General features: G+C 71.0%; 14 protein-coding genes. 8 read left to right on the forward strand and 6 right to left on the reverse strand.

The genetic code is table 11. The annotated features are described in order from the left end of the window. Positions 1-81: 81 nt before the first annotated feature. From ACIRD8_RS10740 to ACIRD8_RS10750, 3 genes are all read right to left on the reverse strand, one after another. Positions 82-1,227, reverse strand: coding sequence for an RNA polymerase sigma factor (locus ACIRD8_RS10740; RefSeq protein ID WP_403989644.1), 1,146 nt, complete (start codon positions 1,225-1,227; stop codon positions 82-84). Positions 1,228-1,235: 8 nt separating this feature from the next. Next, positions 1,236-1,643 carry a YciI family protein gene (locus ACIRD8_RS10745; protein ID WP_403988864.1) on the reverse strand — a complete coding sequence of 136 codons (408 nt, stop codon included), beginning with the start codon at positions 1,641-1,643 and terminating at the stop codon, positions 1,236-1,238. 187 nt (positions 1,644-1,830) lie between these two features. Then, complete coding sequence (locus tag ACIRD8_RS10750; protein ID WP_403988866.1) at positions 1,831-2,832, reverse strand: aldo/keto reductase; 1,002 nt, start codon at positions 2,830-2,832, stop codon at positions 1,831-1,833. A 124-nt stretch (positions 2,833-2,956) separates the two neighbouring features. On the opposite strand from ACIRD8_RS10750, the gene ACIRD8_RS10755 reads away from it, so the two are divergent. After that, positions 2,957-3,850 carry a LysR family transcriptional regulator gene (locus tag ACIRD8_RS10755; protein WP_403988868.1) on the forward strand — a complete coding sequence of 298 codons (894 nt, stop codon included), beginning with the start codon at positions 2,957-2,959 and terminating at the stop codon, positions 3,848-3,850. 11 nt (positions 3,851-3,861) lie between these two features. On the opposite strand, the gene ACIRD8_RS10760 is transcribed toward ACIRD8_RS10755, so the two are convergent. After that, the gene (locus ACIRD8_RS10760; protein WP_403988870.1) at positions 3,862-4,866 is read right to left on the reverse strand and encodes a chitinase; all 1,005 of its coding nucleotides are present in this window, start codon (positions 4,864-4,866) and stop codon (positions 3,862-3,864) included. Positions 4,867-5,159: 293 nt separating this feature from the next. Between ACIRD8_RS10760 and ACIRD8_RS10765 the strand changes: the two genes are divergently transcribed. Genes ACIRD8_RS10765 through ACIRD8_RS10775 form a run of 3 tightly spaced genes read left to right on the forward strand, consistent with a single transcriptional unit; the run spans position 5,160 to position 8,928 of the window. Next, on the forward strand, positions 5,160-5,594 hold the full coding sequence (locus tag ACIRD8_RS10765) for a hypothetical protein (RefSeq protein WP_403988872.1): 435 nt from the start codon (positions 5,160-5,162) through the stop codon (positions 5,592-5,594). Then, the gene (locus ACIRD8_RS10770; RefSeq protein ID WP_403988874.1) at positions 5,594-7,855 is read left to right on the forward strand and encodes a bifunctional polysaccharide deacetylase/glycosyltransferase family 2 protein; all 2,262 of its coding nucleotides are present in this window, start codon (positions 5,594-5,596) and stop codon (positions 7,853-7,855) included. The genes ACIRD8_RS10765 and ACIRD8_RS10770 overlap by 1 nt, the downstream gene beginning before the upstream one ends. After that, the gene (locus tag ACIRD8_RS10775; RefSeq protein ID WP_403988876.1) at positions 7,855-8,928 is read left to right on the forward strand and encodes an acyltransferase; all 1,074 of its coding nucleotides are present in this window, start codon (positions 7,855-7,857) and stop codon (positions 8,926-8,928) included. Before ACIRD8_RS10770 ends, ACIRD8_RS10775 begins: the two co-directional genes overlap by 1 nt. A 49-nt stretch (positions 8,929-8,977) precedes the next feature. Here ACIRD8_RS10775 and ACIRD8_RS10780 read toward each other — a convergent pair whose 3' ends face one another. Both ACIRD8_RS10780 and ACIRD8_RS10785 read right to left on the reverse strand, forming a co-directional pair. Then, positions 8,978-11,443 (reverse strand): MFS transporter, encoded by a 2,466-nt coding sequence (locus ACIRD8_RS10780; protein WP_403988878.1) that lies wholly within the window; start codon positions 11,441-11,443, stop codon positions 8,978-8,980. A 200-nt stretch (positions 11,444-11,643) separates the two neighbouring features. Continuing rightward, positions 11,644-12,114, reverse strand: a complete 471-nt coding sequence (locus ACIRD8_RS10785; RefSeq protein ID WP_403988880.1) for an SRPBCC family protein — start codon at positions 12,112-12,114, stop codon at positions 11,644-11,646. 147 nt (positions 12,115-12,261) lie between these two features. Between ACIRD8_RS10785 and ACIRD8_RS10790 the strand changes: the two genes are divergently transcribed. From ACIRD8_RS10790 to ACIRD8_RS10805, 4 genes are all read left to right on the forward strand, one after another. Next, positions 12,262-13,305 carry an Rv2578c family radical SAM protein gene (locus ACIRD8_RS10790; protein WP_403988882.1) on the forward strand — a complete coding sequence of 348 codons (1,044 nt, stop codon included), beginning with the start codon at positions 12,262-12,264 and terminating at the stop codon, positions 13,303-13,305. 126 nt (positions 13,306-13,431) lie between these two features. Beyond that, positions 13,432-15,027, forward strand: coding sequence for an alpha/beta hydrolase (locus ACIRD8_RS10795; RefSeq protein ID WP_403988884.1), 1,596 nt, complete (start codon positions 13,432-13,434; stop codon positions 15,025-15,027). Between the two features lie 47 nt (positions 15,028-15,074). Beyond that, positions 15,075-15,662, forward strand: a complete 588-nt coding sequence (locus ACIRD8_RS10800) for a GNAT family N-acetyltransferase (protein WP_403989646.1) — start codon at positions 15,075-15,077, stop codon at positions 15,660-15,662. Positions 15,663-15,742: 80 nt separating this feature from the next. Continuing rightward, positions 15,743-19,051 (forward strand): type ISP restriction/modification enzyme, encoded by a 3,309-nt coding sequence (locus tag ACIRD8_RS10805; protein WP_403988886.1) that lies wholly within the window; start codon positions 15,743-15,745, stop codon positions 19,049-19,051. Positions 19,052-19,059: the final 8 nt, after the last annotated feature.

The following is a 19,059-nucleotide window of genomic DNA, read 5'->3' on the forward strand; positions in this document are numbered from 1 at the left end:
GCTCCGCGGCATACCTGCCCGGCAACGGCCCCCGCCACTCTCGGACAGATCTTGGACGCTGTCCAGCACTGTCCCCGCCCGTCAGCCTCTGCGGCGGGCGTTGAGCCGGGCGGCCTGGCGAGTCAGATGGTCGCGCTCGGCGAGGTCGGGCGCCTTGTGGGCCGCCTCGGCGTACAGCCGTGCGGCCCCGGCCAGGTCGCCGTCGCGCTCGTGGAGATACGCCGCCACCGCCGCGTGCCGGGGCAGTGCGGTGTCCAGTTCCGCGAGCGCGGCAAGCCCGGCGCGCGGTCCGTCGGCCTGGCCGACGGCGACCGCCCGGTTGAGCCGGACGACGGGGCTGTCGGTCAGGCGGGCGAGCTCGTCGTACCACTCGACGATCTGCACCCAGTCGGTCTCCTCGGCGGTGGGCGCGTCGGCGTGGAGGGCGGCGATGGCGGCCTGGGCCTGGAACTCGCCCAGCCGGTCGCGGGCGAGGGCCGCCTGGAGGATCCCGACGCCCTCCGCGATCGACCGGGTGTCCCACCGGCCGCGGTCCTGCTCGGCGAGCGGCACCAGGCTGCCGTCGGAAGCGGTACGGGCAGCACGCCTGGCGTGGTGGAGCAGCATGAGGGCGAGCAGCCCGGCCACCTCGGGGTGGTCGATGCGGGCGGCGAGCTGCCGGGTCAGGCGGATGGACTCGGCGGCGAGGTCGACATCGCCGGAGTAGCCCTCGTTGAAGACGAGGTAGAGGACGCGCAGCACGGTGGCGACGTCGCCGGGCCGGTCCAGGCGCACACCGGAGACGGTGCGCTTGGCCCGGCTGATGCGCTGCGCCATGGTCGCCTCGGGCACCAGGTAGGCCTCGGCGATCTGGCGGGTGGTCAGCCCGCCGACGGCGCGCAGCGTGAGCGCGACCGCCGATGCCGGGGTCAGCGACGGGTGGGCGCACAGGAAGTACAGCTGGAGCGTGTCGTCCACCCCGGTCGCGGGCCCGGGCGCCGGTTCCTCCTCGACGCGGTCCTCCCGTCGGCGGCGGGCGGTGTCGGCGCGCGTCGCGTCGAGGAACTTGCGCCAGGCCACGGTGACCAGCCAGCCCTTGGCGTCCCGCGGCCGGTCGGCGGGCCAGACGCGGAGCGCCTCGACCAGCGCGTCCTGCACGGCGTCCTCGGCCGCCGCGAAGTCGGCTCCGCGGCGGACGAGGACGGTGAGCACGCCCGGTGTGAGGCTCCTGAGCAGGGCCTCGTCCATCGGTGAGGTCACTCCGTGATGGTGGGCGGCGCGGTCAGGAACGGGCGCACCTCCAGCCACTCGTGGATCGGCCTGCCGCCGGCCCCGGGGGCGGCCGACAGTTCGCCGGCCAGCTCGACGGCGCGCTCGTGACCGTCGACATCGATGATCATCCAGCCGGCGATGAGGTCCTTGGTCTCGGCGAACGGTCCGTCGGTGACCGGCGGGCGCCCCTCGCCGTCGTAGCGGACCCACTCTCCCTCGGGGGCGAGCGCCTGACCGCTGACGAACTCGCCCGTCTTCTCCAGGCGGGCCGCGAAGTCGTTCATGTACCGCATGTGGTCCGAGATCTCCTCCGGCGTCCACCGGTCCATGGGCACGTCGTTCACCGAAGCCGGGGCGCCACGGTAGTGCTTGAGAAGCAGGTACTTGGCCATCGTGGTTCTCCTCGCTGCTGCGACCCCTTGTGGTCGCGCTCACTACGGGGACGGAGCCGGCCTCGGGTTCTCGACATCGCCGTCCCGGTTTTTTTTCGGCTCGCGTGGAGGAGCCTAGGTGAGCCGCCTCGCGGTGTCCGGTTCCACCGCGTGGCGCGGGCGGTTCCCTCCTCGGTGGCCGCGCCGGTCAGCCCCGGACCACGCCCTTGACGAGCTCGTCGATCCGGGCGAGCTCCTCGTCGGCGAACTCCAGGTTGCCGACCGTCGCCACACTGTTCTCCAGCTGGGTGACGCTGCTCGCGCCGACGACGGCGGAGGTGACCCGGCCGCCGCGCAGCACCCAGGCGAGCGCCAGCTGGGCGAGGGACTGGCCGCGCTCGCGGGCCAGTTCGTTCAGTGCGCGCAGCCGGCCCACCAGGTCGGGGGTGACGGCCTCGGCCGACAGGAAGGGGCTGCTCCCGGCCGCGCGCGATCCCTCCGGGATGCCGTTCAGATAGCGGTCGGAGAGGATGCCCTGCTCCAGCGGGGAGTACGCGATGGAGCCGGTGCCGAGCTCGTCCAGGGCGTCCAGCAGGCCGTCCTCGACCCAGCGGTCGAGCATGGAGTAGCGCGGCTGGTGGATGAGGAGGGGGGTGCCCAGCTCGTTCAGGATGCGCGCGGCCTCGCGGGTCTGTTCGGCGGAGTAGTTGGAGACGCCGGCGTAGAGCGCCTTGCCCTGGCGGACCGCGGTGTCGAGGGCCCCCATCGTCTCCTCGAGCGGGGTGTCGGGGTCGAAGCGGTGCGAGTAGAAGATGTCGACGTAGTCGAGGCCGAGCCGGGTCAGGCTCTGGTCCAGCGAGGAGCGCAGGCTCTTGCGGGAGCCCCACTCCCCGTACGGCCCCTCCCACATGTGGTAGCCGGCCTTGGTGGAGATGACGATCTCGTCCCGGAGCCCGGCGAAGTCCGTCTTCAGCGCGCGGCCCATGGCGGTCTCGGCGGAGCCGGGCGGCGGGCCGTAGTTGTTGGCGAGGTCGAAGTGGGTGATCCCGAGGTCGAAGGCCCTGCGCAGGATCTCGCCCTGGCTCTCGGGGGTCCGGTCGCCTCCGAAGTTGTGCCAGAGCCCGAGCGACAGCGCGGGGAGCAGCAGACCGCTGCTTCCGGTGCGCCGGTAGGGCATGGCGGTGTAGCGGTCGGCGGACGGAAGGTACATACGGGCACTCCACGGGGCACGGCGTAGCGCGCCAGGTCTGGTGCGCGTCCTCAAGACTGGCGGAGATCGATCCAGCGGTCCAACAGGAGATTCCGCTGGGATTCATCGGTTAAATTGCTCAATCATGGAATTGCGTCAGCTGGAGCACTTCGTCGCGGTCGCCGAGGAGCAGCACTTCACCCGGGCGGCCGAGCGGCTGGCCGTGTCCCAGTCCGGGCTGTCCGCGTCCGTCCGGGCGCTGGAGCACGAGCTGAGGACGCCGCTGTTCAGCCGTACGACCCGCACGGTCCGGCTCACCGAGGCGGGGGCGGCCCTGCTGGTGGAGGCGGAGCGCACGCTGGCGGGCGCCAGGGCGGCGCGGGACGCGGTCGACGCCGTACGGGGGCTGCTGCGGGGGACGCTGACGCTGGGGGTGGAGCAGTGCGTGGCCGGGGTCAGCACGGCGCGGCTGCTCGCGGCCTTCCACCGGGAGCACCCGCACATGGAGATCAGGCTCCGGCAGGAGGGCACGTCCAGCCTCCTGGAGGGCGTGGCGGGCGGCCGGCTGGACCTCGCGTTCGCCGCGACGGTGAGCCCGCCGGAATGGCGGGGCGAGCTGGTGCCGCTGGCGCGGGAGCCCATGGTCGTCCTGTGCGCCCCCGGGCACCGGCTCGCGCAGGAGGGCGCACGGCCGGCGTGGGGTGAGCTGCGCGGTGAGTCGTTCATCGACTTCCACCCGGACTGGGGGCCCAGGCGCGCGGCGGACGAGGCGTTCACCGCGGCGGGGGCCCGGCGCACGGTGGCGCTGGAGGTCAACGACGTGCACAGCCTGCTGGAGCTGGTGCACGAGGGCCTCGGGATCGCGGTCGTACCGCACCACTTCTCCCGTAAGCCCGAGGCGCGGGGCCTGGTCGCGGTGGAGCCGGCCGGTGCGCACCGGCCGGTGTACGAGAGCGTCGTGGTGCTCCCGCCGGCCCAGGCCATGAGCCCGGGGGCGAAGGCGCTGATGGCGCTGGTCCGGGAGGCCCCGGTGCGCTGAGCAGCCGGCTCTCAGCCGCTCAGCGCCTCGGCGAACGCGCCCGCCTCCTGGTCGACTCCGCTGCAGCTGTCCGAGGCCGCCGTCGCGTCCTCGTCGGAGGCGCACTCCTGGTCGCGGAAGGCCGCCCAGAGGGAGAGCGCGCCGACCCCCCGGCCGGTGGCGAACGACCGCAGGGACGCGGCGTCGTCGAGGGTGAACGTCTCGCCCTCGACGTCGTTGACCCCGATCATCACGGTGATGTGCAGCGCCTTCCACGCCTCGTCCTGCGACAGCCCGAGCAGCTCCACGAGCTGGTCGTGGGCCGCGGCGGCCGCCTGCTCCGCGTAGCCGCCCATGTCGCCGCCGTGGGACGTGCTGTAGTTCATCGCCATGATGTTGACCGCCGAGATGTCGACGCCCTGGTCCACGGCGTCCTGGAGGACGGCGATCCCGGTGTCCTCCAGGCCTTCGGGCATGACGGGCAGCGTGTAGGTGACGTCGAGGTCGCGCTCCTCCTGGAGCAGGGCGAGCGCTTCGTTGCGCCGGGTGACGGAGGCGGTGTCGGTGAGCGCGTCGCCCTCGATGTCGAAGTCGGCCTTCGTGGCGCCCACGGCGTCGAGCGCCTCCGCGTAGACGTCGGCCAGCTCCTGGGCGCTGTCGCAGGCCAGTGCAGCTTCGGTGCCCGCGGCGCCGCCGAAGGAGACGCGGAGGTCAGCCCCGGTCCCGGTAAGCGTGTCGGCGCGGGCGGCGACCGCTTCACTGTCCACCGCCGTGGTGCCGCCCCACAGGGGGGTGCAGCCCGAAGCCCCGGAGGTGACGAAGGCCAGGTTGTACGTGTCGGGGGACCCCGCACCGTCGGTGTCGGCGGCCGTCGTGGCGCTCACGTACGGCGTGTACGCGGTCTGTGCGGCGGCCGGCGGGGGCGCCGCGGACCCCTTCGCCTGGTCGGCGACGCCGCCCGTCGAGCAGGCCGAGCAGGCGAGGCCGAGTGCGATCAGCCCGGCGACAGCCGAGGAAACCCGTGTGCGCCTTTGCATGAATGTGTGCACCTGCTCTCGGGAAAAGGGTCCGGAACGACAGCCGATGCTGCCGGGACACCATGAACCTCTCACACCGGGAGCCTGCGCGAAGACACAGGGAAGTCATGGAAAGGGCCGCGAGGAAGCCGCCGGACGTGGCCAACTCCCCTGCTGGAGAGGGTTCGAGCCGTACGGCGCAGAGAGGCGGAACCCGGCGCACTCTCAGCGGTCCGACAGGTTCGGACCTGTTTCACAGCGGGCGGCCAGGAAAGCTCCAGACTTCGCACAACAAGCTTCGCCACCATGCGCACATGCAATCCGACTCCGTCATCGAGAAAGACCCGGCACCGCACGGACGACGCCGGGCACATGCGGGCCCGGCCCGCTCGGCCGAGCGCCGCCGTGCGGCCGGCCGGCCGCAGGAGGGGCCCGTCTTCGTGGACAGCTCCGGCCGCCGGGCCAAGCTGCTGCGCCGCGCCGGCATGCTGCTGGGCGCCGTCTGTGTCGGTTACGCCGGCGTGCTGGGGCTCGCCTTCATGGGCGGCATCTCCCTGACCCCCTCCCAACTGCTCCCGTTCGACGGCGGACCGGCAGCCGAGGCCGGCCCGGGCGGCGGAATGCGGCCCGGATACGGCACGCCGCCGAGCGGTTCCGCGCCCCCGAGCGGCGCTCCGGTACCGCCGGCGTCCGGCGGAGCGACGCCGTCCGGTCAGGCGTCGGCATCGGCATCGGGCGGGGCGAACTGATGGCCTCGTCCCGCCGCCGGCACGCCACGCCCGGCAGGATCGGCCGGGTGGGGCGCCAGGCCGTCCCCCGGCCCCGCGTGGTCATGGCCCTGCTGCTGTTGCTGGGGCTCGTGTGCATGATGCTGCTGGACGGCTATCTGCGCGCCGAGATCGGTGACGACCAGCGGATCCGTACGGGCGCCTCCGCGGACTCGGTGCCCTCCGATGTGCTGGAGGGCGGGCCCATCCTGAGCTTCCCCGGCGGCACCGCCCGTACGCAGTCCGTACCGGACAAGACCATCGTGCTGACCTTCGACGACGGTCCCGATCCCGAGTGGAGCGGGAAGGTGATGGACGTCCTGGACGAGAACGACGTGCCGGGCACCTTCTTCCTCGTGGGCTCGATGGTCTCGCGTTACCCGGACATCGTCCGCAGGATGGTGGACGAGGGGAACGAGGTGGGGGTCCACACCTTCACCCATGTCGACCTCTCCTATCAGAGCGAGGCCCGCGTCAAGCGGGAGATCGCCCAGACCCAGCTCGCCCTGGCGGGTGCCGCCGGGATCACGACGACGCTGTTCCGCGCCCCGTACTCCTCGCAGACCGACGCGATCGACGACTACAGCTGGCCCGTCTATGAGCGGCTGGGCGCGATGGGCTACACCAGCGTGTTCATCGACACCGACAGCGAGGACTGGAAGCGGCCGGGTGTCTCCGAGATCGTCGAGGGGGCGACGCCGGAGGACGGCGAGGGCGCCTCGGTGCTCTTCCACGACTCGGGCGGCGACCGCTCCGAGACGCTGGCCGCACTGCCGAAGTACATCAAGAAGATGAAGGCGAAGGGGTACACCTTCACCACCGTCAGCGGCGCCCAGCAGTTGGACGCCGCCGCCGGGGAGGACGGAGCCGCGGCGGACGGAGCCGCTGAGGACGGCGCCGTACCGCCCGGCCTCGCGCAGGCCGGCGGCGCGCAGGGCGACCCGGCGCAGGCCGCCCACCGCGAGGCGGACACCGCGAGCCTGTGGGAGGGCCGGGCCCTGATCGCCGCGGTCAAGGTGGCCGAGTGGACCGTGCCCGGCCTCGCCACGATGCTGGGTGTCGTCGGAGTGGCGGTCCTGGGCCGCTTCGGCCTGATGCTCGTGCTCGCCCGGCGCCACCACCGGCAGCGGAACCGGCGCAGATTCAGCTGGGGCCCCGAGGTGACGGAGCCGGTGAGTGTGATCGTCCCGGCGTACAACGAGAAGGAGTGCATCGCCGCCACCCTCAGCTCCCTCGCCGCGAGCACGCATCCGATCGAGATCGTGGTCGTCGACGACGGCTCGACGGACGGCACCGCGGAGATCGCCGAAGCGCTCGGCCTCCCCAACGTCCGGGTGATCCGGCAGGAGAACGCGGGCAAACCGGCGGCGCTCAACAACGGTGTGCGGCAGGCGCGTCACGACATCGTCGTGATGATGGACGGCGACACCGTCTTCGAACCCGACGCGGTGCACCAGCTCGTCCAGCCGTTCGCCGACACGGGGATCGGCGCCGTCGCGGGCAACGCGAAGGTCGGCAACCGGTCCACGATGATCGGCGCCTGGCAGCACATCGAGTACGTGATGGGCTTCAACCTGGACCGCAGGATGTACGACCTGCTGCGCTGCATGCCCACCATCCCCGGCGCCATCGGGGCCTTCCGCCGCCGGGCGGTGCTGGAGGTCGGCGGGATGAGTGAGGACACGCTGGCCGAGGACACCGACATCACCATCGCGCTGCACCGCGCGGGCTGGCGCGTCGTCTACGCCGAGCACGCACGCGCCTGGACCGAAGCACCGGCGTCGCTGGGGCAGTTGTGGCGACAGCGCTACCGCTGGAGCTACGGCACCATGCAGGCGCTGTGGAAGCACCGCAGGTCCGTCACCGACCGGGGGCCCTCCGGGCGCTTCGGCCGGATCGGGATGCCGCTCGTCGTCCTCTTCCAGATCGTCACCCCGGTGTTCGCGCCGCTCATCGACGTCTTCACCGTCTACTCGATGGTCTTCGTGGACTTCCAGGCCTCGCTGCTGGCCTGGCTGGCGGTCCTCGCCGTCCAGTTGTTCTGCGCGGCGTACGCCTTCCGTCTCGACCGGGAGAAGTACCGGTACCTGCTGATGATGCCTCTCCAGCAGCTTGCCTACCGGCAGTTGATGTACCTCGTGCTGATCCACTCCTGCGTCACGGCGGCGACCGGCGGCCGGCTGCGCTGGCAGAAGCTGAAACGCACCGGTGAGGTGGGCACGCCCCACGTGGGTGCCTCGTAGTGGCGGGGGCGCACCGCAGGACGGCGGCCACGCCGTCCTCCGCGGCCGCGACGGGCACCGGCCGTGACCGCTCCTTCGACGTGCTGCGGGCGGTGGCGCTCGTACGGGTGGTGACCTACCACACCTTCGGGTGGCCCTGGCTGGGGTACGTCTTCCCGTCCATGGGGGTGATGTTCGCGCTCGCCGGATCGCTCATGGCCCGTTCGCTGGAGCGGCCCGCCCCCGGGGTGCTCCGCGGCAGACTGCGGCGGCTGCTGATCCCGGTGTGGCTGTTCGGCCTGGTGCTCGGGGTGGCGATGCTGCTGCACGGCTGGGTGCCGGGGCCGGACGTTCTGCTCTGGGTGCTGCCGGTGGGTGATCCGCCCGGCAACGCGTGGGGCGAGCAGGCCTGGGCGGTGCTCTGGTATCTGCGCGCCTATCTGTGGTTCGTGCTGCTCTCGCCGCTGCTGCTGCGTGTCTTCCGGCTCGCCCCGCTCCCCGTGCTGGCCCTGTCCCTGGTGCCCGCCGTCCTGCTGGAGACGGTGACCGGCGTACCGGAAGGCCGGACCGGGAGCGCGCTGAGTGACGCCTCGGTGTTCCTGTTCTGCTGGCTGCTGGGGTTCGCGCACCGTGACGGTGTGCTCGACCGGCTGCGCGGCCCGGGGGCGGCGGCCGTCGCCGTACCGCTGATGGCGGCCGGTGCCTGGTGGGCGACGGGGCACCCGGTGGACGGCATGTCGGACCTGGACGACATCCCGCTCGCCCAGGCGCTGTGGTCGGCCGGGTTCGTGTTGCTCCTGCTGCGTTTCCGGCCCCGCTTCGACGGTCTCGTACGCCGCCCGGTGGCCGACCGGGTCGTCACGGTGTTCAACGCCCGCGCGGTGACGGTCTACCTCTGGCACGAGGTGGCGCTGTTGGCGTCGGTGCCGCTGATCGACCTGATGTGGCAGGTGCCGTCGCTGGAGCGGCACCTGCCGCTGGACAGCCTCTGGTGGCAGTTCGGTGTCGCCTGGGTGCTGATCGCCGCCGCCGTCGTGTGCTTCGGCTGGGTCGAGGACGTCGCGGCGAGACGGAAGCCCCGTCTGCTGCCGTGAGCAGGGCGGGTGTGCCACCGGCACACCCGCCCCGCCCCGGGCCGGACGCTCAGTCCTCGTGGCCCAGCTGGAGATCGCGTTCGGTCCTTCCGCCTCCGGGGAGCTGGAGCACGGTGGCGACCGGCGGATAGCCGGCGGCGATCACGGTGTACTCACCGGTCGACAGGTCCACGAACCTGAACGCCCCGTCGGAGCCGGTGGTGAGGGTGTCGACCACGTTGCCCGCCGCGTCCAGCAGCGTGACCCTGGCGTCCTCGACGGCCCGCCCGCCGGGGGCGCGTACGATCCCGCGGAGCACGGCGCCGCCCGCCAGCTCGATGTCCTGCCTGGTCTCCCGTGCTGCCTGCACGCTGACCGGGAGGGCGGCGGGGCGGAAGGCCGGGGCGCTGGCCGCCAGGGTGTACTCGCCGGCCACCAGTTCGCTGATGACATAAGCGCCTTCGCGTCCGGTGCGGGTGGTCGCGACGACCTCACCCCGTACGTCGGTGAGCGTGACCGCCGCGTCGCGGACGGGGGCACCGTCGGGTGTGAGGACCGCCCCGGCGAGCCTCCCCGCCCCGCCGAGGACCACGTCGAGCTCCACCGGCCGGTCGCTGACGGTGACGCTGACGGCCTGCGGCTGGTGTCCGCCCGCCGCGGCGATCAGCACATAGGCCCCGGCTGCCGGCGCGCTCAGCGCGTACCGCCCGTCGTCGCCGCTCGCTCCCCTCCCGACCTGCCGCCCCTGGCCGTCGATGAGGGTGAGCGCGGCCCGTCCCACGGTCGTGCCGTCGGGGTGCTGGACACATCCGCACACCGGGAGCCCGGGGAGCGGGCCGGGCTGCGGCGGGCCGGGGTCGGTGCGGGCCGCGGGGATCGTGGAGGGCGCCGCGGCCGGGTCGGGGGCCGTCTGCGGGGTGTGGTGGGACACCAGCGGTTTCTCCTTGAGGAAGAAGGCGAGGACGAGGCCGAGCAGGAGCACCGGCACCAGGTAGAGGAAGATCCGCGGCATCGCGTCGGCGTACGCCTGGATGTAGGCGTCGCGCAGCGCGGGTTCCATCGTGTGGACCAGCTGCGGGGTGATCGACTCGGCGTCGGGCAGGTCGGCACCGGAGGGGAGCCGCACCCCGAGCGCGTCCGCGAGCCGGCCCGCGAAGAGGGTGCCGAAGATCGCGGCACCGACGCTGCCGCCGATCTGCCGGAAGTAGTTGTGGGCGCTGGTCGCGGTGCCGAGGTCGGAGGGGCGTACGGAGTTCTGCACGGCCAGCACCAGGACGGACATGACGAGGCCGATCCCGATGCCGAGTACGGCCTGCCAGACGCCGTACTCCAGCGCCGAGGTGTCCGTGTCGAGGAGGGAGAGCAGCCACATGCCGACCGCCGAGACGGCCCCGCCCACCAGGGGGTAGACGCGGTAGCGGCCGGTGCGCGAGACCAGCTGCCCGGAGACGACGGAGGCGATGACGATGCCGCCCATCATCGGCAGCATCAGCAGCCCCGACTCGGTGGCGGACACACCCTCGACCATCTGGAGGTAGGTCGGCAGATAGCTGGCGGCGCCGAAGAGCGCGACCCCGACGACCGCGCCCACCAGCGAGGTGACGTTGAAGACCGAGTCACGGAACAGGCGCAGCGGGATGACGGGTTCGGCGGCCCGGTGCTCGACGACCAGGAAGAGCAGGGTCGTTCCGGCAGCCCCGGCGGCGAGTCCGACGATGGTCCGCGAGCCCCAGGCGTACTCCGTACCGCCCCAGCTGGTGAGCAGCACCAGGCAGGTCGACGCGGCGGCGAGCAGCAGCGCCCCCAGCACGTCGAGGCGGGGGCGGACGGCAGGCTTCGGCAGTTTCAGTACGAGCGCGATGACGGCGAGGGTGACGAGGCCGAACGGCACGTTGATGTAGAAGCACCAGCGCCAGGAGGCGTGGTCGGTGAAGAAGCCGCCGAGGAGGGGGCCGGCCACCGAGGCGAGGCCGAAGACCGCCCCGATGAGGCCCATGTAGCGGCCCCGCTCCCTGGAGGGGACGATGTCGGCGATGATCGCCTGGACGCCGATCATGAGTCCGCCGCCGCCGATGCCCTGGACGGCCCGGAAGGCGATGAGTTCGTCCATGGTGCGCGACCAGCCCGCGAGGGCGGAGCCGATCACGAAGACGACGATCGCGAACTGGAAGACGCCCTTGCGGCCGAAGAGGTCGCCGAGCTTCCCGTAGATCGGCAGGCCGATCGTGGAGGCGAGCAGATAGGCGGTGACCGCCCAGGACATCTTGTCCAGGCCGTGCAGCTCGCCGACGATCTTCGGCAGGGCGGTGGCGACGATCATCTGGTCGAGCGCCGCGAGCAGCAGGGTGAGCATCAGCCCGAGGAAGACCAGCCGGATCCTGCGGGGGCTGATCTCGTCCGGCGGTGCGGACGGCACGGTGGCGGAGGGCGGCGGGGGCGGCACGGGCCCGGGCCAGGCATGCTCCGCCGGGGCACCGGGCGGCCCGTACTCGGTGCCTCCCGGCTCGTCCTTCACCAGAGTGATCCCACCCACCACGTGACGCTCCCCTCGTCGCAGCTGCGCCGCCCATTTCTCGCATCAGGCGGCAAGGCGGGGCAAACGCGACCGGGCGTGCGCAGGGCGCACTCAGAGGGCTTATGCGCCGGTGGGAGGCGTTACGGCGCACAACCGGCCACCCCGGAAAACCACTCGTTCCGGTGAGGCCGGCGGCGACGCCAACAGCAGGGGGAGCAGGGTTACTTCTCGACCTCGGTGGCGAGGTTCTGCAGCAGTTCGTCGTAGATCCGGGCGAGCCCCTTGGGCGCGAACGTCTTCTCGAAGAACCCGCCGATGCCGCCGGCGCCGTTCCACACGGTCGTGACGACGGCCTTGGACTTCCCCTCACCCGCCGGGGTGACGGTCCAGGTGGTGACCATCGAGGAGTTCCGGTCCTTCTCGATCAGCTGGCCTCCCCCATAGCCTCCGGCATGGGAGGTGCCCCCAGGCTCGGTTACCTCCAGCAGGCAGTCACGGATCCGCTTGCTCGTCGCCTGGAGCTTCCAGTGGACGAGGGTGCCTTCGCCGTCTCCGCCCTCGCGCACCTCGTACTCACTGAAGTGCCCGGTCAGCACCTTGCCCCGGACCTCCTTGTAGTCGGCCAGCGCATCGAACACCGTCTCTGCGTCCGCCGCGATGATCCGCTCTGTCGTGGCCTCGACCTGCGCCATGCCTGCTCCTCCACCACTCGGTTGTACGGGGTGCTGTGAGCCAACCACCTCGGGTACGGCCCCTCAAAATCGAGGCCCGCGGTCCGCCGCGCACGATCAAGGGAACACATGTTCTATTCTCTGCGGAGTGCTACCAAGGAGGCGTCCATGCGCTGGGACAATCTGACAGAAAACACGACAAAGACGGGGAACAGCGCCCTCTTCGCTGCGGACGCGGTGACGACACGCACCTTCGACACCCCGGAATTCAAGGGCATCACGTTCCACGAGATCCGGGCCCGCTCGATCGTGAACCGGGTCCCCGGGGCCTCGCGCATGCCGTTCGAATGGACCGTGAACCCGTACCGGGGCTGCACCCATGCGTGCGTGTACTGCTTCGCCCGGAAGACCCACAGCTATCTGGACCTGGACACCGGCCTCGGCTTCGACTCCCAGATCGTCGTCAAGGTCAACGCCGCCGAACTGCTGACCCGCCATCTGGCCTCCCGGCAGTGGCACGGCCAGCACATCGCGATGGGCACGAACGTCGACTGCTACCAGCGGGCCGAGGGCCGGTACAGGCTGATGCCCGGCATCATCTCGGCCCTGCGTGACCACGCGAACCCCTTCTCCGTCCTCACGAAGGGCACGCTGATCCTGCGCGACCTCGACCTGCTGCGGCAGGCCGCCGAGGTCACCGAGGTCGGCGTCTCCGTCTCCGTCGGGTTCACCGACCCCGAGCTGTGGCGCACGGTCGAGCCGGGCACCCCCTCCCCCGAGCGCCGCCTCGACGTCGTCCGCGCCATGACGGACAACGGGATCGGCTGCGGGGTGCTGATGGCCCCGGTCATCCCCTTCCTGGGCGACCATCCCGACCAGCTGCGCGCCACGGTCCGCGCCATCGCCGCCGCCGGGGCCACCTCGGTCACCCCGCTGGTCCTGCACCTGCGGCCCGGCGCCCGCGAGTGGTTCATGCAGTGGCTCGCCCAGCACCATCCGCACCTGGTGCGACGATACGAACAGATGTACGCGGAGGGGGCGTACGCGCCGACCTGGTACCAGCGGTCCATCACGCGCCGGGTCCACGAACTGGCGGCCGAGTTCGGCATCGGCCCTGCCGACCGGGGCGGTGCCCGCCGCATCGCCCACGAGACCCCGTCCAGCCTCACGGACGGTCACACGCCAGGCCCCACCCAGCTGACCCTGCTCTGACCGCACCGGTCTCCGTGCCCGAACGGGTCAACTCTCGACACCAGGTGTCCTCCCCGTCCCGGATCCGGGAAGCATGCGGCGGGGGCTGTGCCACCCACAGCCGCGTTCCCCGACCCGGGAGGCCCTATGACGAAACGTGCAGGAATTCTGGTCGCCGTCGGCGCCACGGTCGCCGGTCTCGTGACCGCCGCACCGTCCACCGCGTCCGCACCGTCCACCACGTCCGCCAGCACGGGTACGGCCGCTCCGCGCGCCGCCGCGCCGCTCAGGTGGACCGGCTGCGGGACGAAGTCGTATCCGGATCTGCAGTGCTCAACCGTCCGCGCGCCGCTCGACCATGACAACCCGTCGGGCAGGCAGGTCACCCTCGCCCTCTCCCGGATCCCGCACACCGCGAAGAAGTCCCAGGGGCCCCTGCTGGTCAACCCCGGCGGCCCCGGCGGCAGCGGGCTCGCCATGGCGGGCTTCGTGGCGTCCTCACTGCCCGCGAAGCTCGCCGCGCAGTACGACGTGATCGGGTTCGACCCGCGCGGGGTCGGGAAGAGCACCCCGGCCCTGGACTGCGTACCGAAGTACTTCGAGCCCGTGCGCCCCGACACCGTGCCGGACTCGTACGCGGCGGAGAAGACCGCGCGGAACCGGGCCGCGGCCTTCGCCGCGGCGTGCGGGGAGAAGCACGGCGACCTGCTGCCGTACATGGACACCGTCAGCGCCGCGAAGGACCTCGACGTCATCCGCCGGGCCCTCGCCGCCCCGCGGATCAACTACTTCGGCTACTCCTACGGCACCTACCTGGGCGCGGTCTACGCCAAGCTGTTCCCCGAGCGCGTACGCCGTCTGGTGCTGGACTCGGTCGTCGACCCGGACGGCGTCTGGTACGAGGACAACCTCGGCCAGGACCACGCGTTCGACGCCCGCCACAAGGCCTTCGCCGCGTGGGTCGCGAAGAACGACGCCACGTACAAGCTCGGCAAGGACCCGGCCGCGGTCGAGGCCGCGTGGTACCGGATGCGCGACGCGGTCAAGAAGCACCCCGCGGCCGGGAAGGTCGGCCCGGCCGAGCTGGAGGACACCTTCCTGCCGGGCGGCTACTACAACGGCTACTGGCCGCGCCTCGCCGAGGCGTTCGCGGCGTACGTGAACGACAAGGACCAGGAGACGCTCGCCACCGCGTACGAGGACTTCGCCGCCGTCGACAGGAGCGGCGACAACGGGTACTCGGTCTACGCCGCAGTGCAGTGCCGCGACGCCGGATGGCCCCGCACCTGGAGCACCTGGCGCAACGACACCTGGCAGGCGCACCGCAAGTCACCCTTCATGACCTGGAACAACACCTGGTACAACGCCCCGTGCGCCACCTGGCCGGTGGAGCCGCTGGAGCCCGTGCGGGTCACCAACGACAGGATCCCGCCCGCACTGATCTTCCAGGCCACCGACGACGCGGCCACGCCCTACGAGGGCGGCGTCACCATGAGCCGCCGGCTCAAGGGCTCCGGCCTCGTCGTCGAACAGGGCGGCGGCAACCACGGCATCACGCTGAGCGGCAACGACTGTCTGGACGCCCATCTGGTGGACTACCTCACCGACGGCACCCTCCCGGCCGGCAACGGCGCGGACGCGGTCTGCGACGCACTGCCGGAGCCGGAGGCCGCTCCTGCCACGAAGGCGGGCGCGAACACGAAGGGCAAGACGCTGCACGGCCTGCTGGGCTCCCGAGGCTGATCCACAGCTGAGAAATGCCCGGCCCCGCGCCGGGGGCGTACGCCAGGATGGACCGCGTGACCACACGACCCACCCCCGCGTACGCCCCCGGCGTGCGCATACGCGCCATGACCCTCGACGACTGTGCCACTGTGGCGGAGATCCGGGTGCGCGGCTGGCAGCGCGCCTACGCGGGGATGATCCCGCAGGCGTATCTGGACGCGATGGACACCGGCCGGGACGCCGAGCGCCGGCGCGCGTACCTGACGGCGGAGGGCGGACCGGCGAATCTGGTGGCCGTGGCCCCGGACAGCACGGTGACCGGCTGGGCCTGTTACGGCCCCTGCCGCGACGGGAACGCGCGGCCGGAGAGCGCGGAGCTGTACGCGCTCTACGCGCACCCCGGCCACCTCGGCACGGGCACCGGACGCGCGCTGCTGGCCGAGGTGACCACGCGGGCACGGGCGGACGGATTCGCCGGGATGTCCCTCTGGGTCCTGAAGGAGAACACGCGGGCCCGCCGCTTCTACGAGCGGGCGGGCTTCCGCCCGGACGGCGCGGAGGAGACCTTCGAGGCTGGCGGCGCCATGATCCCCGAACTCCGGTACGTACGCCCGCTCATCCCGCCGGCATTGTCGCCTGACATCCATCCGTGACGCACCGTTGACAGCCCGTCGCCCACAGCGAACCATGCGTAGTGGGGATCACCGCAGCTGACTCGACCCGTGGGGGGCACATGTCAGAGGGGCTGTACGGATGGCTTGTTGCCGCTGTCGCCGAATTCGGCAGGGCATCCAAGATCAAACTGTCCGGCGGGGGCGGCCCGGAGGCATCGATACGCGGCCCGCTCGAAGCCCTGCTCAAGGTTGTCGGCGAGCGGCATCAGCAGCACGAAGTCAGCTGGCACGACGAGTACTCGCTCCCGGACCTCGGCGTCCGACCCGACTACGCCGTACGGGCGGGCGGTGAGCTGACGGGCTATATCGAGCTCAAGCGGGCCGGTCTGTCCGTGGATCCCAGTACGTTCAGGAAGGCGAACAAAGAGCAGTGGGAGAAGCTGCGGAACCTCCCCAACGTGCTCTACTCCAACGGAACAGAGTGGCGGCTGTTCCGCGACGGACAACAGCTCGGCGAGACAGTCTGGTTCAACGGTGCGCTGAAGACTGCGGGCAAGACACTGTCCCCGGTCGACCCGGCCGCCTTCGACGCGCTGCTCAAGGTGTTCCTCAACTGGAAGCCTCCCGCGATCTCCAACGTGTCGCGGCTCGTGCAGCACATCGCCCCGCTCTGCAGACTGCTGCGGTCGGCCGTACTGGAACAGCTGGCAGCCGAGCGCAAGTCCTCCGCCGCCGACGACGACCTCCGCTCCAGGCCGTTCACCGGCCTCAAGAACGAATGGCGCAGGGTGTTGTTCCCCTCCGCCGACGACGCCACGTTTGCTGATGGCTACGCACAGGCCGTGACCTTCGCACTCCTACTCGCGCGCTCCGAGGGCCTCCTGGTAGAGGATGCAGGTCTCCACGACATCGGTCGCCGTCTCGACGCTGATCACGCCCTGATGGGCAGGGCATTACAACTGCTCACGGACAACGTCAACGACCGCTTCCGGGTGACGCTCGAACTGCTCCAGCGCACGATCACGGGCGTGGACTGGCCTGCCATCCGGGCCGGCAACCGGGATGCCTACCTCCACCTGTACGAGCACTTTCTTACGGTCTATGACCCCGCGCTGCGCCAGAAGAGCGGCTCCTACTACACGCCACACCAGGTCGTGGAGGAGATGGTCCGGCTCACCGAGGACGTGCTGCGCACCCGCCTGGGTCGGCCAACTGGCTTCGGTGATGACGACGTACGCATCGTGGACCCAGCCATGGGAACAGGCACGTATCTGCACACGATCATCGAGCGGGTGGCGGAGCAGGCAGCCGACCGTTACGGCCCGGCGATGGCTCCGGACGCCATCGCACGGTTGGCCACACGCCTCTACGGCTTCGAGGTACAGATGGGCCCCTACGCCGTGGCCGAGCTCCGCACCTCGGACCTGCTGAAGCGTCACCGGACGCCGGTCCCCGAAGGCGGGCTGAACCTCTTCGTCACCGACACCCTCGACAACCCTTTCGTCGAGGAGGAGTACCTGTACTCGCACGACGCACTGTCCGCTTCCCGACGGCGGGCCAATCGCATCAAGGCGAACACCCCGGTGAACGTGGTGATCGGGAACCCGCCGTACGACGACAAAGCGGAGAACCGCGGCGGTTGGGTCGAGAAGCGAAGCGGCAGCCAGGAGCCGCCGCCGCTCGACGATTTCCGGCTCCCCGGCAACGGCCGGTACGAGCACGTACTCAAGAACATGTACGTCTACTTCTGGCGCTGGGCCGGCTGGAAGGTGTTCGACGCGCACGAGGCCGACCGCCACGGAGTGGTCTGCTTCATCAGCCCGTCCGGCTGGACGACCGGCCCCGGCGGACGTGGGATGCGGGAGTACCTGCGCCGGACGTGCGATGAGGGCTGGATCATCAACCTCTCCCCGGAGGGACAGCGAGCGGATGTCGCTACACGAGTGTTTCCGGGGGTAGCGCAGCCGCTGGCCATCTGCATCTTCGTCCGCAAGGCGACGGTTGAAGGTGGCGAGCGCCGCACGGCTCGCGTGCACTACCGCTCGGTGCCGGGCAGACGCGACGAGAAGTTCCATCAGTTGTGCGGAGTCGAGTTGGACGACGGAGGATGGAAGGACACGCACGCCGATGGCGTTCGGCCTTTCACCCCTGCCACCCAGTCGGGTTGGGAGGAGTTTCCGGCGCTGGACAGTGTGTTCCTGTGGGGCAGTCCCGGCGTCAAGTCGAACCGGTCCTGGGTCAGCAGCCCATCGACTGAAACCCTGCGGCGTCGGTGGGCGCGACTGGTGCGCGAGAACGATCCAGCGGCGAAGACTGATCTCTTCAAAGCCACCCGCGACCGTACGTTGACCAGCAAAAAAGAGCCGCTTCCGGGCCGGCCCCACCCGTCACGCGCGATCGAACACGAAACCAAACTGCAACCGCAGTTGGTCCGCACGGCGCTGCGCAGCTTCGACAGACAGTGGCTCATCTCGGACAACCGCGTTCTTGACTACCCGCGCCCCGACCTCTGGGCCGCGCTTCAACCCGACCAGCTCTTCCTCAACCAGCAGTCGTCGCACGAGATCGATTCGGGCCCGGCCGTCGTAGCCACCCATCTCCTACCTGACACGCACCACTTCAACGGCCGTGGCGGCCGCGTTCTGCCCGTCCTCCACCCCGACGGCTCCCCCAACGTCGCGGAGGGACTCCTGACCCACATGACCCACGCGATGGGTGGGGAGCCGGTGACAGTGATGGATCTGGCCGCGTACACCGTCGCTGTGACCGGCCACAGCGCGTTCACCGAACGCTTCGCCGAGGACCTGCTCACCCCCGGGGTACGTCTACCGCTGACCCGTGATCCGGAATTGTGGCGCAGAGCCACGGCTGTCGGCAGAGAGCTTCTCTGGGCCTCGACGTACGGGGAGCGCTACGCGGCCCCCGATGCAGGCCGGCTCTCCGGGGCGGTCGAGTTCCCCTCGGGGGACGAGCGGCAGGTTCGCTACCTCACCCATATCGGCAGCGGCGTTCCGGAGCGCATGAGCTACGAGGCCGAAACGCAGACTCTGCGCGTGGGCGACGGCACCTTCGCGCCGGTGCCCGAAGCGGTCTGGGCCTACCACGTCGGCGGCATGAGGGTCGTGAACAAGTGGTTCGGCTACCGCAAGGCGAAGCCCACCAGCAAGCGGACGAGCCCGCTGGACGACATCCACGTCGAGAGCTGGCCGCCGGAGTGGACCAAGGAGCTGATCGAACTACTCTCCGTGCTCCGCCGCCTCACCGATCTCGGCCCCGCACAGTCCGACCTCCTGACGGACATCCTCGCCGGCCCGGTAGCCACACACGCCGAGCTGACCGCAGCCGGGGTGCTGCTCAATTCGGAGACCGGCCGCAAGCCGCGGCACCGTCCGACGGACGGATTGTTCGGGGCTGACGATCTCACGTAGCAGGGGCA

Source organism: Streptomyces sp. NPDC102451 (assembly GCF_044765485.1).
GTDB lineage: Bacteria > Actinomycetota > Actinomycetes > Streptomycetales > Streptomycetaceae > Streptomyces.